The organism is Bradyrhizobium manausense, from assembly GCF_018129685.1.
Taxonomy (GTDB): Bacteria; Pseudomonadota; Alphaproteobacteria; order Rhizobiales; family Xanthobacteraceae; genus Bradyrhizobium; species Bradyrhizobium manausense_D.
In genome coordinates this window covers 1-15,797 of the sequence record NZ_JAFCLG010000016.1, presented here as the reverse complement: position 1 = coordinate 15,797, position 15,797 = coordinate 1, and the positions used below count along the sequence as shown (strand labels likewise).

Annotated in this window: 13 protein-coding genes and 1 pseudogene; 7 read left to right on the top strand and 7 right to left on the bottom strand. The window is 64.4% G+C overall.

Annotated features, from left to right (window positions below; all coding sequences use genetic code 11):
- Positions 1-60: 60 nt before the first annotated feature.
- Positions 61-1,446: an ABC transporter substrate-binding protein gene (locus tag JQ621_RS27115; protein ID WP_212238948.1), complete on the bottom strand. Its 1,386-nt coding sequence runs from the start codon at positions 1,444-1,446 to the stop codon at positions 61-63.
- 195 nt (positions 1,447-1,641) lie between these two features.
- Positions 1,642-3,531, bottom strand: a complete 1,890-nt coding sequence (locus tag JQ621_RS27110) for an AsmA family protein (protein ID WP_212239239.1) — start codon at positions 3,529-3,531, stop codon at positions 1,642-1,644.
- Between the two features lie 267 nt (positions 3,532-3,798).
- Here JQ621_RS27110 and JQ621_RS27105 point away from each other — a divergent pair, with 267 nt between their 5' ends.
- Together JQ621_RS27105 and JQ621_RS27100 are read left to right on the top strand one after the other, a co-directional pair.
- Positions 3,799-4,506: a CoA transferase subunit A gene (locus tag JQ621_RS27105; protein WP_212238945.1), complete on the top strand. Its 708-nt coding sequence runs from the start codon at positions 3,799-3,801 to the stop codon at positions 4,504-4,506.
- A 15-nt stretch (positions 4,507-4,521) separates the two neighbouring features.
- A complete protein-coding gene (locus JQ621_RS27100; RefSeq protein WP_212238942.1) occupies positions 4,522-5,172 on the top strand; it encodes a CoA transferase subunit B in 651 nt (216 codons plus the stop codon).
- Positions 5,173-5,574: 402 nt separating this feature from the next.
- On the opposite strand, the gene JQ621_RS27095 is transcribed toward JQ621_RS27100, so the two are convergent.
- From JQ621_RS27095 to JQ621_RS27085, 3 genes are all read right to left on the bottom strand, one after another.
- Positions 5,575-6,453, bottom strand: a complete 879-nt coding sequence (locus JQ621_RS27095; protein ID WP_212238939.1) for an SUMF1/EgtB/PvdO family nonheme iron enzyme — start codon at positions 6,451-6,453, stop codon at positions 5,575-5,577.
- Positions 6,454-6,506: 53 nt separating this feature from the next.
- A complete protein-coding gene (nirK, locus tag JQ621_RS27090; RefSeq protein ID WP_212238913.1) occupies positions 6,507-7,604 on the bottom strand; it encodes a copper-containing nitrite reductase in 1,098 nt (365 codons plus the stop codon).
- Between the two features lie 152 nt (positions 7,605-7,756).
- Positions 7,757-7,963 (bottom strand): hypothetical protein, encoded by a 207-nt coding sequence (locus JQ621_RS27085; protein ID WP_212238910.1) that lies wholly within the window; start codon positions 7,961-7,963, stop codon positions 7,757-7,759.
- A 157-nt stretch (positions 7,964-8,120) separates the two neighbouring features.
- Here JQ621_RS27085 and hemN point away from each other — a divergent pair, with 157 nt between their 5' ends.
- Together hemN and JQ621_RS27075 are read left to right on the top strand one after the other, a co-directional pair.
- Positions 8,121-9,473 (top strand): oxygen-independent coproporphyrinogen III oxidase, encoded by a 1,353-nt coding sequence (hemN, locus tag JQ621_RS27080; RefSeq protein ID WP_212238907.1) that lies wholly within the window; start codon positions 8,121-8,123, stop codon positions 9,471-9,473.
- A gap of 220 nt (positions 9,474-9,693) precedes the next feature.
- Complete coding sequence (locus tag JQ621_RS27075; protein ID WP_212238904.1) at positions 9,694-9,891, top strand: DUF1858 domain-containing protein; 198 nt, start codon at positions 9,694-9,696, stop codon at positions 9,889-9,891.
- 34 nt (positions 9,892-9,925) lie between these two features.
- Here the strand turns inward: JQ621_RS27075 and JQ621_RS27070 are convergent, their stop codons facing one another.
- A complete protein-coding gene (locus JQ621_RS27070; protein ID WP_212238902.1) occupies positions 9,926-10,636 on the bottom strand; it encodes a Crp/Fnr family transcriptional regulator in 711 nt (236 codons plus the stop codon).
- A 127-nt stretch (positions 10,637-10,763) separates the two neighbouring features.
- Here JQ621_RS27070 and JQ621_RS27065 point away from each other — a divergent pair, with 127 nt between their 5' ends.
- Complete coding sequence (locus JQ621_RS27065; RefSeq protein ID WP_212238899.1) at positions 10,764-11,975, top strand: NnrS family protein; 1,212 nt, start codon at positions 10,764-10,766, stop codon at positions 11,973-11,975.
- Here JQ621_RS27065 and JQ621_RS27060 read toward each other — a convergent pair.
- A pseudogene (locus JQ621_RS27060) lies at positions 11,970-12,971 on the bottom strand (AraC family transcriptional regulator); the annotation flags it as partial. The gene JQ621_RS27065 and the pseudogene JQ621_RS27060 overlap by 6 nt on opposite strands.
- A gap of 202 nt (positions 12,972-13,173) precedes the next feature.
- Between JQ621_RS27060 and JQ621_RS27055 the strand changes: the two are divergent.
- Complete coding sequence (locus JQ621_RS27055) at positions 13,174-13,794, top strand: response regulator transcription factor (protein WP_212238891.1); 621 nt, start codon at positions 13,174-13,176, stop codon at positions 13,792-13,794.
- 168 nt (positions 13,795-13,962) lie between these two features.
- Positions 13,963-15,633, top strand: coding sequence for a mucoidy inhibitor MuiA family protein (locus tag JQ621_RS27050; RefSeq protein ID WP_212238889.1), 1,671 nt, complete (start codon positions 13,963-13,965; stop codon positions 15,631-15,633).
- The last annotated feature ends 164 nt before the right edge of the window (positions 15,634-15,797 follow it).

Below are 15,797 nucleotides of genomic sequence, written 5' to 3'. Positions count from 1 at the left end.
GGCGGCCGGTGTTAGCGTTGTGCCTCTCCCCACACCAGCGGGAAGAGGAAGCAAGACAACTTAGCCTGCAACCTGCTTGATGCGGACGATCATCTCGTCGACCGCCTTGTCGACCGGCACCTTCTCGCTGACGACCCGGTTCATCGCCTTGGCCCAGATGTTCTCGTTGTTCAGGATCGTGAACTTCCAGTTCTTGGTGAAGTCGAACGGCGCGGTGCCGCCGGTGAACTGGGCATAGACCGCCTTGCGGTGCTTGTCGGCCTGCCAGAACGGGCTGGCCTGGCTTTCCTTCGTCACCGGGAACCAGCGGCCGAGCGCGCCCTCGATATAGGGACGGACGTTCTCTTCCTGGAGCAGGAAGCTGATGAACTGCTTGGCCTCGGCCTTGTTCTTGGCCGAGGTGAAGATCAGCCCGGTCTTGACGTCGGAGCGGTAGCGGATGGTCGAACCGTCAGGCGCCTTCGGGAAGGACGCCGTGATGATGTCCTGCTCATAGGCCTTCTTGCCGGCGTCGCGCTGCTCCTGGGTGAGGGCTTGGTTCTGCGAGTCCTCGAACCACTTCGCCGCGATCGAGATCGTGAAGTTGTGCGTCATCACGATGGTCTTATTGTGGAAGGCGACGTTGTTGTCCGGGTCCTTCCAGGTGGTCGAGGACGGCGGGGTGCAGCCCTTGATGTAGGTGTCGGTGTAGTCCTTCATCGCGCTGATCAGATTCTCGCGCACCTTGGGATCGTCGACCAGAAGCTTGCCGTCATCGTCGACCAGCTTGACGTGATAGGCGTCCATGAAGGTGTAGAACGACTGGAAGGCGTCGGTGGATTCCACGCCCATCGGCTGACCGACGGCATAGATGCGCTGGCCGGTGGCCTTGCGGATCGCCGGCTGCACCTTGTCGCACCAGAACGACCAGTACCCGGCCCAGTCGGTCGGAATGTCGCTCAGCTTGAAGCCGGCCTTCTCCAGCATGTCGTTCCAGATCTGGACGTGCATGCTCTGCTGCTTCAGCGGGAAGCCGTAATAGGCCTTCTTCTTTGCGACGTCGTTGTAGAGGATCGAGGCGTCCAGCGTGTTCTGCACAAACCGGTCCTTGATCGGCTCCATGACGTCGGAGAGGTCTTCGAGCTTGCCCTCGAAGGCCCACTTGCCCTGCACCTGCACGTCATATGTGTCGGAATAGGCGACATCGGGCACGGTGCCCGCGTCGAGCGCGGCGACCGTCTTCGGAATCATGTCCTGAATCGCGTATTGCGACAATTCGACCTTGATGCCGGTCTTGGCTTCGAACTTCTTGATCGTGTCGAGCAGCGCGTCGTCTTCGGAGCGGTAGAAGCCCTTGCCCCACCAGACCGTAATCGTCTTTTGCTGCGCAAATGCGGGTGCAGCGGCAGCAAACAGCCCGACTGCAGCGACCGCCAACGTAACTGCGCCAATAACCTTGGATCTCACGTTTTTCTCCCTCAAACGGCCGATTTTTGACCGGTTCGAGAAAAACACTAGCCCAGGATGGTAGCGCAATCTAGCGGCATGTTGTCAGACCTAGGTCGAGGTGTATCGGGCGCCCGGAGATGCTTAACGCGTGCATCGATCCAATCACCGCATCAATTCGCCCCGATCAATTCGAATGACCGGCGATCACTGTCCTCAATTGGATTTCGCACCCTCTTTGGCGTTCTCCGCCGTCGGCGATCCCTCCGGTGCCTGGCGCTTGCCGCCGGTGATGCGCTGCTTCAAGAGGTCGAGGAAGGGAGACGCCGCAGGCGACTGGCGGATCAGGGCCTCGGGATCGGGGAAGATCAGCGGATCGTCCCACGGGCCCTGCACCATGAAGGGCAATTGAAAGCCTGACGTTGTGTTGAGGCTCGCCACACCCTTCATGTCATATTCGCGTGTCGGCACCGAGGCGGTCCCGGTCAGCGTGATCTTGGCCGCAGGCCCTTCGATGCGAATGTCCTCGGCGGTGGCGATCCCGTCGGCGAATTTCACCGCGATGGTGAGGTTGTCGTAGGGCGTCGAGCCGTTGCGGAAATTGCCGCCGCCCGACAGCGGCCGGCGCTCCAGCCGCTTCAAGAGCTGCTCGGCATTGAAGCCCGAGATCGCGCCGTCATGCCCGGTCACGGTGGCGGTGCCGTCGAGCGACTGGACCAGGCCAAACGGGCTCGAGCCGGAGGCGAGCAGGGACACGTTGATGTTGCCGCGGCCGGACAGCTTGTTGAGGCCGAACAGTTCGGTCGCGCAGGCCTGGAGGTCGACGTCGGTGAACTGGAATTGCGCCTTGATCTCGGCGACGGCGTCGGAGCGCGAGATGCCGAACGAGCCCTTGGCGATGCCGCCATAGACCTGCGCCTCGCCGACCGAAAGCGCCAGCGTGCCGTTGCGCAAATTTGCGCCGATCGCAGTCCGGCCGAGTTTTGTGGGGCCGACGGTCAGCCTAGCTGCCGACAGGCGCATGTCGAGGTCGGTGCTCGAAAGCCCATTGAGGTCGAACAGCTGCCTGTTCCAGTCGCGCGCGCCGCTCGCGAGCAGGCGGAAGGTGGAGATATAGGGCGTGAAGTCGAGCGCGTCGGCGGCGAGCGTCGCCTGCAGCGTCTGCCGGCCGTTATTGGCGTAGGTCATCACGCCTTCGGCGGCGTTGCCGTCGAGCTCGACATTGACGTTGGTCAGCGCGATCGAGGCTCCGACGACATTGGCGCGGGCCTTCAGCGCGAACCGGCCGAAGCCGCCGCTGCCGGGTTGCGGCTGACCGGTCCAGCGCAGCGCGTTGCGCAAGGACGGGCTGTCGATGGTGAGCGTGCCTTCCATCATCGGACTGGTGCGGTTGGCGACGGTGCCGTCAAAGGCGAGCTTGAGCGGCGCGCTGGCGATCCGCGCCTTCAGGCCGGAGCGGTCGCCGGAGAGCGCCGCGACGAAATCGGCAAAGCTGATCGAGCCATCGACACGCTCGCCGCGCCAGTCGAATTGCCCGGTCGCGGCGAAGGACCGCGCAATCGATGGCCAGGCCAGCGACAGGTCGATGTCCTCCAGCTTCTCGGTGGCTTGCGTGGCGACGTCCTCGTAGTTGAGCACGCCGTCCTGGATCCTGATCTCGGAGAACGAGACCTGGTTGTCGGCGCCGGGCTTCATCGTCCGCGCGATCGTCTGGATGAAGGGGGTCCAGTTGCTGTCGCCATCCGGCTTCAGGCTGACATGGATGTGCGGCCGCAGCAGCGTCAGGTCGGCGATCTCGAACCGTTGCAGCAGCAGCGGCAGGAGCCGGAGATTGGCGGTGAGCACGTCGACATGCAGCGCCGGGTCGGCCGTGCCGCCGCCTTTCAGGCCGACGTCATGGAAGGAGATATAGCTTGCCGGCAGCACCGAAATGTCGATGTTGCCTGCCACGCTGAGCTCGAGCCCGGTGACGTCGCGGATCTGCGCTTCCACCGCCGTGCGCAGCGCGTCGCGGTTGATGAGCCAGGAGGTCGCGATCAGGGCGATCAGTGCGACGCCGAGCAACGCCGCGATCGGCGTCCCGAGGCGCTTCATTCCTTGGGCCATGGTCAATGGCATGTCCTGATCGGGTTGGTCGCTGGAGCCAAAAGGGCGGGGCGGGAAACCTGCGCGCCCCCACGCCCAACCCCCGCAACTTGATGGGTTTTCTTGTCGCTTTCAAGGCCGCGGCCAGATCTGCCCACGGCGTGGGCAGCTTCTACCACCGGTCCCTGGAACGGAGAACCCCCGTATCATTGACGGCTTTGGAGGAATTCGCCTAATAATCGCCGCCAATAAGGCGCGGCGCTAAGGCCAAGCTTCGAGGGTTTTTGCATGAACAAGGTCTATCCCGACGCCAAGTCGGCGCTTGAGGGCGTTCTCAAGGACAACATGATGATCATGTCCGGCGGCTTCGGGCTCTGCGGCATCGCCGAGACGCTGTCGGATGCGATCCGCGACTCCGGCGTCAAGGGTCTGACCGTGGTGTCGAACAACGCCGGCGTCGATGGTATCGGGCTCTCGCGCCTGCTGGAAACCCGCCAGATCAAGAAGATGATCTCGTCCTATGTCGGCGAGAACAAGCTGTTCGCCCAGCAATTCCTCGCCGGCGAGCTGGAGCTCGAATTCAACCCGCAGGGCACGCTGGCCGAGCGCATCCGCGCCGGCGGCGCCGGCATCCCGGCCTTCTACACCAAGACCGGCGTCGGCACGCTGATCGCCGAAGGCAAGGAAGTGAAGGAATTCGACGGCGAGAAATATCTGATGGAGCGCGGCCTGTTCGCCGACCTCGCCATCGTGCACGCCTGGAAGGGCGACACCGCCGGCAACCTGATCTACCGCAAGACCGCGCGCAACTTTAACCCGATGATGGCGACTGCCGCCAGGATCACGGTGGCCGAGGTCGAGCATCTGGTTCCCGCCGGCGAGCTCAATCCCGATCACATTCACACGCCCGGTATCTTCGTGAAGCGCATCGTCGAGGTCGGCACAGCCAAGAAGCGCATCGAATTCCGCAACACCCGCCCGCGCACCGCCGCCTGAAATCAGGAGAACAAAATGGCCTGGACCCGTGAACAGATGGCTGCGCGCGCCGCGAAGGAATTGCGTGACGGCTACTACGTCAATCTCGGCATCGGCATCCCGACGCTGGTCTCGAACTACATCCCCGACGGCGTCGACGTCAGCCTGCAGAGCGAGAACGGCATGCTCGGTATGGGCCCGTTCCCGTATGAGGGCGAAGAGGACGCCGATCTCATCAACGCGGGCAAGCAGACCGTGAGCGAGCTGCCCTCGACCTCGTATTTCTCCAGCGCGGATTCCTTCGGCATGATCCGCGGCGGCCATATGGATCTGTCGATCCTCGGCGCCATGCAGGTGGCCCAGAACGGCGATCTCGCCAACTGGATGATCCCCGGCAAGATGGTCAAGGGCATGGGCGGCGCCATGGACCTCGTCGCCGGCGTCAAGCGCGTCGTCGTGGTGATGGAGCATTCCGCCAAGGACGGCGCCAAGCTGCTGAAGAAGTGCAATCTGCCGCTGACCGGCGAGCGCGTGGTCGACATGGTCGTGACCGATCTTGCCGTCTTCACCATCGACAAGCATGGCGACGGCGGCATGGCCCTGATCGAGCTCGCCGACGGCGTCACGCTCGACGAGGTCAAGCAAAAGACCGAAGCCGAATTCCGCGTCGCGCTGACGAATACCTGAGATCGCAGCTGTGATCCTGAAAATGGCCGGGCTTTGTCCCGGCCATTTTTGTTTGACGAACGGAGCCACCAAGATGGCGGCGATTGTCGGTGGTGAGGCAGGAGAGCGCTTCCCAATCCCAGGTGTCGTCCTGGCGAAGGCCAGGAGCCATACCGCGAGGTCTATCGATCGTGGTCAGTGATGGTCCCGGACGGCCAGTCATCGCCAAATTGTATTCGGTGGTTATGGGTCCTGGCCTTCTCCAGGACGACACGGGGGAGGCATGGTCGCGCTGCCTCCACGTTGCGAGGAGCTCTTGCGACGAAGCAATCCAGAATCTTTCTGAGGAAGGAGTCTGGATTGCTTCGCTGCGCTCGCAATGACGGAGCATGAGGCGGGGGCCGCGGCTTTTCCAATTTCAGGCTACGACCGTGCCGCCCAAACCTCGCTCCATCTGGCCGACACAGTCGCGACCCACGACTGCTCCTCGCGCACCAGGCGGAAGCCGAGATTGGCGGGCGGCACGCCTTGCGCGCAGCCACCGGCGCGGGCGTCGCGGATGAAGTCGGTGACATAGGCGCGGTGCGCGCCCTCGGCGACGCGCACGCCGCAATTCACCGTCGGGCGGCCGGCGTTGCCTGACGCATCGACGCGCGAGCGCACGAAGCAGGTCGATGTCCACTCCCAGACATTGCCGGCGAGATCGGACACGCCGCGCTCGTTCAGGCCGAACTTGCCGAACGGATAGGCCGTTGTGTCGGAGAGATCGCGCTCGGATTCGCGCTCGTAACGGCTGATCCAGCGCTTCGCCGGATCGTTCGCGTCGACCGGCGCGCCGTCATCCCTGAACCGGGAGCCCGCCGCGAACGCCCATTCCGCATCGCTCGGCAGGCGGTAGTGATGGCCGGTCTTGCGCGACAGCCAATCCGCATAGGCCTGTGCATCGTGCCAGCTGACCTGCACCGCTGGCAGATCGGGCGCGATCGTCACGCTGCGATCGAACGGGTGGCAGGCACCGTCCCGCACGCAAAGCTGATAGTCGGCGGAGGAGACCTGATCGCGCATGATGTGAAGCGGTCGCGTGAACTGCAATGTGCGTAGCGCTGCTTCGGCCTGCTTCCCGCCGCGCGTGAAGTCGCCGGCCTCGCGATAGGCGAAGCTGCCGCCTGGGATGTCGACGATCGCGGGCTCGCCTTGCGTTGCGGGGGCGGCTATTTCGGAGACCAGCGGCGCAACGGCCAGCGGCCCGGCAAATCCGGCGACGCAGGCAAGTGCCAGTTTCAATTTGAATGCGATCAGCATGGTGATGTTTCCAAGAGAAAGAGGGGCCGGCGATGGCCGGCCCCTTGTCGCCTCTAATTGGTATTGGGAGCCGGTATGTCCGCAGGCGCCTTCACCTGGGTCATCAGATCGTCGTTCCACTTGCCTTCGACCTTGAAGTGCGCGGTGGCGCCGAGGTCGGCGGCCTCGATCAGATTATGCGTGACATAAGCGTAGATGCCGGGCTGCAGGAACTTGTACATCGCAGCTCCCGCCGAGCCGCCGCGGATGAACCAGGTCTCGAGCCCGGTCTCCGGCGGGTTTGAGAACTTACCGGTCTCCCAGACATAGTCGCCATGGCCGCCGATCAGGTGCGGACGGCTGTCGCGGTTGGCCTGCGAATGCACGATCAGCACGTTCTCGCCGACATTGGCGGTCAGTGCGTTCTTGCCTGTGAGGGCCCCGACCTTGCCGTTGAACACGACATGGGAGGGGATCAGCTTCTTCATCACCTCTTCGGTGTCGGTGAAGGCTTCGCCCGGCGAATCGTAGGACTTGAAATTGCCCTTCTCGTCCCGCGGCACGTACATGTCCTGCTCGCCGACATAATAGACCTTGTCGTATTTCAGAGCGTGGCCCTTGCCGTCGTTCAGTCCGTCGCGTGGCAGCACCATCACGGCGCCGTTCATGCCGGAGACGACATGCCAGGGGATCATCGGGCCGCCCGGCGCGCAGTGATAGACGAACACGCCGGTCCGCGTGGCCTTCCAGCGCAACACCACCTGCTCGCCGGGATTGACCAGGGTCAGCGCGGCGCCGCCGAGCGCGCCGGTCGCGGAGTGAAAGTCGATGTTGTGCGGCATCGAGTTGGTCGCGGGATTGACCAGCGTCACTTCGACATAGTCGCCCTCATGCACGACCATCAGCGGGCCCGGCATCGAGCCGTTGAATGTCATGGCCTGGAAGGTGGTGCCCTTCTCGTCGATGACGACCTTCTTCTCCTCGATGGTGAGCTTGAACTCCATGATCCTGGGGCCCTGCCTGGTCGCCTGCTCGTGCGCGTGCACGAAGGGCGGGGCGACCAACTCCACCTTCTGCCGCGGCAGTTTGAGATCGTCGACGGCGAAGGCGGGGGTTGCCAGCATCAGCGCGGTCGCGGCGGCGCCGATCAATGCGGCTCTGCGGGTGAACATCGTAAAGCATCCTTCATCTGAAAGGGTTTGATGACGAATGCAGTGTGCGCCTGTTGCGGCAAGCGTGTTTGCGCTGCAACAAGCTTTTGCCGGATTCAGCTCCGGTGAAGTCCACTAAGGGGTCTATCGAAGTGAGCGGCCGGGCGCGTCGATCAGAGAAGCTCGATCGCGATCCACACGGTGCCCCAGACCGCGAGCGATAGAGCGGCCATCACGGCAGCGACGACGATCAGTACCTGCACGAGGCGATTTGCGCCGGCAGCGGGTGCGACGGGGCCGGGACGGAAGTCTTCGAATCGCGGGATATTGCCGCGTATACCGGCGAGCCAGAGAACGAGATCGAGGGCAAACGACGCCATGGCCCATCTCCCGAGGAGGCGATGATTATCACAATGGCCCAGATCCGGCGCCAGGACTTTGAGCGAGCGCAAGGTCGTCGGGTGGGAAACGGGTCATCCTGTGCCATCCAGGGCTTGCCGCAATTGCAAGCGGCATCAATTGACGAATGGGTAAGATATGAGGACCGACCTCGCAGCGAGCTATGGCGACGAGAGATTGCCGCGCTATACGAGTTATCCGACCGCACCGCATTTCTCGTCAGGTATCAACGCCGATACCTACGCACGCTGGCTGTCCGAGCTTCCCTCGAACGCCGACGCCTCCCTTTACCTGCACGTGCCGTTCTGCCGCGAGATGTGCTGGTATTGCGGCTGCCATACCCAGATCGTCCGCCGAGATGAGCTTGTTGCGGCCTATCAGCGGACCCTCCTCAACGAAATCTCCGAGGTCGCCGACGCCATCGGTCGTCGCATCAAGGTCGGGCACATTCATTTCGGCGGCGGTACGCCGACGATCATGGCGCCGGAGGCGTTCGCAGAGTTGATGGCGGCCATGCGGCAGGCATTCTTCGTGCTGCCCGCGGCCGAGATCGCGGTCGAGATCGACCCGCGCACGCTGACATCGGAGATGGTGGAGGCCATGCGGCTCTCGGGCGTCAACCGCGCCAGCCTCGGCGTGCAGAGCTTCGATCCCGTCGTGCAGCGTGCGATCAACCGTGTGCAGAGCTTTGAACAGACGGCCTCCGTTGTGGACATGCTCCGGCGCGCCGGAATCAAGCGGATCAATTTCGACCTGATCTACGGCCTGCCGCACCAGAGCGTTGTCTCCTGCATGGATACGGTGCGGCGCTCGCTCGAGCTCGCGCCGGCGCGCTTCTCGGTGTTCGGCTATGCGCATGTGCCAGGCTTCAAGAAGCACCAGCGCATGATCGACGAGAGCCACCTGCCGGACGGCCTTGCGCGTCACGACCAGGCTTGCGCCATCGCCAACGCGCTGAAGGAAGCCGGCTACGTGCAGATCGGCCTCGATCATTTCGCCCGTCCCGACGATGCCATGGCCGTGGCCTTCGAGCAGGGGACGCTGCGGCGTAATTTCCAGGGCTACACCACCGACCAGGGCGAGGTCCTGCTCGGCTTCGGCGCCAGTGCAATCGGGCATCTGCCGCAGGGCTATGTCCAGAACGAAGTCCAGATCGGAGCCTATCAGCAGAGCATCGCGGCCGGCCGCCCCGCGACCGCGAGGGGCTACGGGCTTACCGACGATGACCGGCTGCGCGCCGACATCATCGAGCGCATCATGTGCGAGTTCGGCGCCGATCTCGGCGACATCTGCGCGCGCCATGGCGCGGCGCCGGAGGCGATGCTGCAATCGGCGTCGCGACTGAAACCGCTGATTTCCGACGGGGTGGTGAAGCTGGACGGCGACCGGCTCGCAATCGCAAACGACTCGCGTTTCCTGGTCCGCAGCGTTGCAGCGGCGTTCGACGCGCATCTGGCTCCGGGCAGGAAGCTGCACAGCCGGGCGGTGTAGGACAGTCGCAGCGATTTCGTGGCCTGCGAAGTGCAAGCCCGGAATCCATTTCTCCTCATCGTCTGTTGCCCGATGGATTCTCAGATGCGCAATTGCGCATCATAGTTCGCGCCAAGAGGCGCGCCCCGGAATGACGGGAGGAGAGATCCCGTTGCAGCTTGCGCCTCAACAAAGAACCCCCCGCCACCTCCGCTATCGTCATGTCGGAATGGAGTTGTCCATGCCTTTCCGATCTGACGATTTGGTTGACGACATCATGCGCGACGCGCCGCACACGATCCGCGTGTTCCTCGCCTTCAAGATGGCCTGTGTCGGCTGTCCGATTGCGACCTTCCACACGGTGGACGACGCCTGCCGCGAGCATGGTATCGACCGCGACAAATTCCTGACCGCGCTGGGCGATTGCGTACCGGCGTGAGGGGAGTTGGAGTCTGCGCAAGGCACGCGCGGAGTCATGAAGTGCTGCCGTCCGGGCTCCGCTCGGCCAGCACCACGATTCTGTGCGGGTCGCGCAGGATGATGCGCTGACGGCCGCTCTCGACGAGGCCCTGGCTCTCCCAGCCGCTGAGGATCCGGCTGACGGTGTGCAGCGTGGTGCCGGTCATCTGCGCAATGTCCTGGCGGCTGATCGGGAAGTCGATCTCGATCCCGTGGTCGAGCTTCTTGCCGGACTGGTTGGCGAGCCGCAGCAGCGCATGCGCGACGCGCTGCTCGACCTGCTGGGTCGACATTTCCAGGATGCGGGTGTGGCTCTCCTGCAGCCGTTTGCCGACGGTCTGCATCGTGTTGGCGGCAAGCGCGGGAAACCTTTCGATCAGCCGCGGCCAGGCCGAGGTCGGCCAGATCAGCGCGACGCTGTCGTCGACCGCCAGCGCGGTCGCCGGATAATGGGTGGCGCCGATCGCCATCGCGAGCCCAAAGGTCTCGCCGGGCGCGACATAGCGCACCACGATCTGCTCGCCGGTCGGCGTGGTCTTGGCGGCACGGACATGGCCGTGCAGCAGCAGGAAAAAGGACTGGGCGTCCGCGCCCTGCTCGAAAATGGCGGTGTTCCTGGGATAGCGAGCCGAGCGCGCTTCGCGCAGGATTTCGTCAAGATCATCAGGTTTGATGCCTGAAAACAGCGGCAGATGCGCAACCAGCGATATGTCGAGCTTGGCCATTCTGCCTCCTTGGCATCAGGGCGTGTGATGGCACCTGCAATCATCAGGCAGTTTGCGATAGCGCAAAAACGCACTGACGGCGCGGCAGTATTTTTCCAGACAGGCCCGAATTCACAGGAGTTACCCCATGGCTGGCGCCCGATCCCGTCACTTCCAGGGCTGGCCGCTGTTCGCGAACAGCTTTCGGCCATTCTTCCTGCTCGCTGCGATCCAGGCCGGGCTGTCGATCCTGGTCTGGCTGCCCATGTTCCACGGCGAGCTGTCGGTGACGTCAGCATTCGCGCCGCGGGACTGGCATGTGCACGAGATGCTCTATGGCTTCCTGCCCGCCGTCATCACCGGGTTCCTGTTCACGGCGATCCCGAACTGGACCGGGAGGCTGCCAATCCAGGGTTCTTCGCTGGCTGCGCTGGTTGTGGTCTGGCTGGCCGGACGTGCCGCAGTGGTGCTGTCGGCCGAGATCGGCTGGGCGTTCGCGCTTCTCGTCGACGCCGCCTTCCTGGTGCTGGTCGTCGCCGCAGCCGCCCGCGAGATCGTCGCTGGCGGCAATTGGCGCAACTTTCCGGTGGTGGGGCTCGTGCTGGTGCTGCTATCAGGCAATGTCGCCTTCCATCTCGAGGCTCACTACAATGGTGCAGCCGATGTCAGCATTCGCGTCGGGATCGGCGTCGTCATGCTGCTGATCTCGCTGATCGGCGGCCGCATCATCCCGAGCTTCACCCGCAACTGGCTGGTCAAGTTCAATCCCGGTCGCGTGCCCGTGCCGTTCGGGCGGTTTGATGGCGTGGTGATCGGATCGAGTGGGCTTGCGCTGATCGCGTGGATATCGGCGCCGCTCAACGTGATCACCGGTGTTGCGATGGCGCTCGTCGGCGCATTGCACCTGGTGCGGCTGGCCCGCTGGGCCGGCGATCGCACCGCACGCGAGCGGCTGCTCGTGATCCTTCACATCGGCTATGCCTTCGTGCCATCAGGCTTTCTCCTGAACGCCTTGGCCGGCTTCGGCATGTTGCCGCCCAGCGCCGGCATTCATGCCTGGATGACCGGCGCGGCCGGAACCATGACGCTGGCGGTCATGACGCGCGCGAGCCTCGGCCATACCGGACAGGCGCTGACGGCGTCACCGGCGACGCAAGCGATCTATGCGGCGATCATTGTCGCGGCACTGGCGCGGGTCGGTGCCGTGCTGTTGCCGGCGCATGGCGATCTGCTGCTGCACTTCGCCGCCTGCGGCTGGATCGTCGCGTTCCTCGGCTTTGCTGTCGCTTTCGGCCCGCTGCTTGCCGGCCATCCCAAGCGTGCACTCGCCATTGTGGGCGTGCCGGCTCCGGCACGCTGAGGGTCGAATGCCTTTGCGCCATTCGGTGATGGTGCAGCCGAAGCGGCCGCGAAACCATCGGGCCATGGCGCTTTGGGCAGAGAAGCCGAGTTGCACGGCGACATCCGCCAGCGGCCGGCCGGGGTCCTCAATCAGCTGGATCACGAGATCCGCGCGCTGCGCATCGAGGATGGCCGAGAAGCTGGTGCCGGCGTCGGCGAGGCGCCGGTGGATGGTGCGGCGGTTGCAGGCGAGATGCTCGGCGACGCGTTCGACCGTGCAGTCGCCCTTCGCGAGCAGGCTGCGCACGATCTCGTCGACTTTCTCCTCCCAGCTGGTCGGCCGGTTCTCGATCGCCTCGATCCGTTTGCGCAGATAGCGCGCGATCAGGGGATGCGCGCTTGGAATCCGCCGCGCCATGTCGTGTGCCGACATCAGGATCGAATCATCGTCCGCGTTGAACGTCACCCGGCAGCCGAAAAAGTCGAGGTAGCGCTTGCGATCGTGCGGCGGCGGGTAGTGCAGGCGCACTTCCAACGGGCGCCAGTCGCTGCCGAAGAGCGATTGGATGATGCGATGGATGCTGCCGAGCGCCATATCGATCGACTGGCGCGGCGCCGTCGGTTGCCGCCCGCGCAGATGCAGCGTGATGATCACGGTCTGCCCGTGCTTGACGATTTCGAGCTTCATGCCGTCATGATGAACATGGATGAAACGCGAGAAGGCCTCGATGGCTTCGCCGACGGTCGCCTGCTCGCGCACGATCAGGCCGACGGCGCCGAAATTGGTGAGGCCGCCGCGCTCGGCGAGCCGCAAGCCGAAATCTTCGGCACCGGACGCCTCCGCCGATATCTCGAGCAGACGACGCAACGCTGTGACGGCAATCGGTGTATCCGGCTCGTCGAGAACGGCCAGCGGCAGCCTGACCTTGCGCATCATCTGCTTGGGATCGAGCCCAACCGACCGGGCGACCTCCGGGTAATAGCTCAAGCCTGCGCTGCGAATGAGGTCGGTCATGCGACCTGTTCCTGTCAGCCATTCCGGCAGATGTCCCGAAATGTAAAGTTTCTGTCCCGATCCGTCAAATCCTGGAACAGGGTGGAACATACATAAGGGAAAGCGAAGCACCGGCGCGAATGCCGTGCTGATGGACGGCGGGGCGCGATGAGGCCCCCGGCCGTCTCGCATCATTTGACCAAGACATTGCTGGATCGGGATTATGCCGGGAAACATGCTTTCCAAGGGTGAGGTATTCGTCATTGAAACGGACGCAGCCTCCCGCGAACAACTTTCAACGGCGCTTCAACAGAGCGCCTATGACGTGATCTGCTTCGCCGACGGCGCATCGCTGCTGTCGGAAGCAAAAGAGCGGATGCCCGCCTGCGTGCTGCTGGAGATGCCGCCCGATCGCTCGGCCCTCGACGTGCTCAAGCGCCTGCGCGAGGAAAACTGCATGGCGCCGGTGCTGGTCACGTCGACGAACGGCAGCATTGCCATGGCGGTCGACGCCATCAAGAGCGGCGCAACCGACTTCATCGAGAAGCCGTTCCGCACCCACGACATCGTTAGCCGTATCGATGCCGCGATCGACGAGTCCGCCCAGCCCGATTCGAGCCGGCAGCGTTGGCTGCCCGGTTGCGAACCGCTGACCGCGCGTGAAAACGATGTGCTCGCGCATCTCGCCGCCGGCCTCACCAACAAGGAAGTCGCCCGGCGCATGCATCTCAGCGCACGCACGGTCGAAGGTTATCGCGCCAGCATCCTGAAGAAGGCCGGAGCCCGCAACGTGACTGACCTGCTTCGCCGCATCTTCGGCCAGGGTTCTCCCGGCCAGGTCTGAGGCCCGCTGTTACGAATCTGTTGTTCCGCGGCCATGGTGCTGCCGCAGCGGCGCCCAACGGAAACCTGAATCGAACCGGTTCCTTCCCTGCCGCGTCTCACCACGATGGCGTGGCATGTTTTCGCGCGTCCGGCTGGCGGCGCGGCGATATCGGCAGGGAGCAATTTGATGCGCACGATCGCAAGATGTCTGGCAACGACGAGCCTGGTCCTGGTGACCGCGGCACTGGCGTCGCCTTCATGGGGCGCCGATGTGGATGCCACATCGGCCATCGACACCGTCACCGTCTATCCCGATGGCGCCACCGTCACCCGCGTCATCGCGCTCGACCTTGCCTCCGGCGACAGCACGCTGGTCGCCAGGGATTTTCCGCTCTCGCTCGACCCGTCGTCCATCCGTGTCGAGGGCGAGGCAGGCGCCAAGCTGACGATCGGCGCGGTCGACGCGCGTCCGCCGCGCGCGGCGCCGGTCAATCTGCCCGAGCTGGACAAGCGCATCGAGGCCCTCAGCGACCAGCGCGCCGACCTGCAAGGCGCGATCGATGCCGCCAATGCGCGGCGTAAGTTCGCGGAGCGTTTTGCGGAAGCTTCTCCCGCAGGTCTCGGCGACAAGGGCGAGGCGCGGCCGATCGCGGAATGGCGCGCAGCCTTTGCGGCGGTCTCCGAGGAGGTCGCGACGGCCGATACGGCCGTCCGTGACGCGACGCGCAAGATGCGCGAGATCGACCGGCAGATCGCCCAGCTCGAAGCCGAACGCAAGGCCACGCCGCCGAGCAAGCTCGAGGTGCGCATCGACGTCGCTTCGGCAGCCGCGACAAAGGCGACGCTGCGCGTGACGTATGCCGTCCGCAATGCGCGCTGGCTGCCGCTCTACGATGCCCGGCTCGACACCGGAACCAAGGATCGCAAGCCGCAGCTCGAGCTGGTCCGCCGGGCCGAGGTGACGCAGTCGACCGGCGAGGATTGGTCGAACGTCGCGCTCGGCGTTTCCACTGTCCGTATCGCCCGCGGCGGCAGCGCGCCGGAGCTGGGCTCGCTGGTTGCGCAATATCCGCAGGTGCCGAAGCCGATGGCAGCGGGCGCGATGCAGGACCGGATGCCATCCGCGGCGCCGGTGATCCGCCAGGTGCAATCGCCCGCCATGGCCAAGGTCGCGGACGCGCTCGAGCGCGCCGACGAGCAGCAGGCAACCGCCGAGATCGGCGGCTTCCAGGCCACTTTCAAGATCCCCGGCCGTGTCAGCCTCGGCGCTGCCGAAGGCGCCAAGAGCCTGCGCATCGCTTCGATGAGCGTGCCCGCCGATCTGGCGGTGCGCGCCGCGCCGGTGCAGGATCCCACGGCCTTCCTCGAAGCCAGCTTCAAGCAGACCGATGACGCGACCCTGCTGCCGGGCAAGGTCGCGATCTATCGCGACGGCGTTTTCATCGGTCGCGGCAAGCTCTCCGCTTCAGCCAAGGATGACATCGTCCGGCTCGGTTTCGGCGCCGACGACAAGGTCAGGATCGAGCGCGCGGTGCTCAAGCGCAACGAGGGCTCGGCCGGCCTGCTGGTCACGACCTCGAAGACCGACGAGCGTGCCTTCAAGACCACCGTCCGCAACGGCCACGACTTCCCGATTCATGTCGCCATCGAGGATCAGCTGCCGGTCAGCGAGGTCGAGGACATCGTGGTCGAGATGCTGCCCGCGACCACGCCGCCCACGGCGAAGGATATCCGCGACAAGCGCGGCGTGCTGGAATGGTCGTTCGACGCCAAGCCCGGCGAGGTCCGCGACATCAACTTCGCCTGGCGGATCCGCTGGCCGAAAGACAAGACCATGGTGATCGTGCCCTCGGGCTAGGTGCGGGCTACTTCGGCGGTCTACCCCCTCTCCCGCAAGCGCTACCGGATTCACACATCGCTTCGGTCTTCCCGGTGGCGCATCATCAGGTTGGTGCCGCGTTTCATGGCTTGGAACTCGAGCCAGCCCTGAAGCATGACGACGGGGCCCGGCTTGCCGTAGTA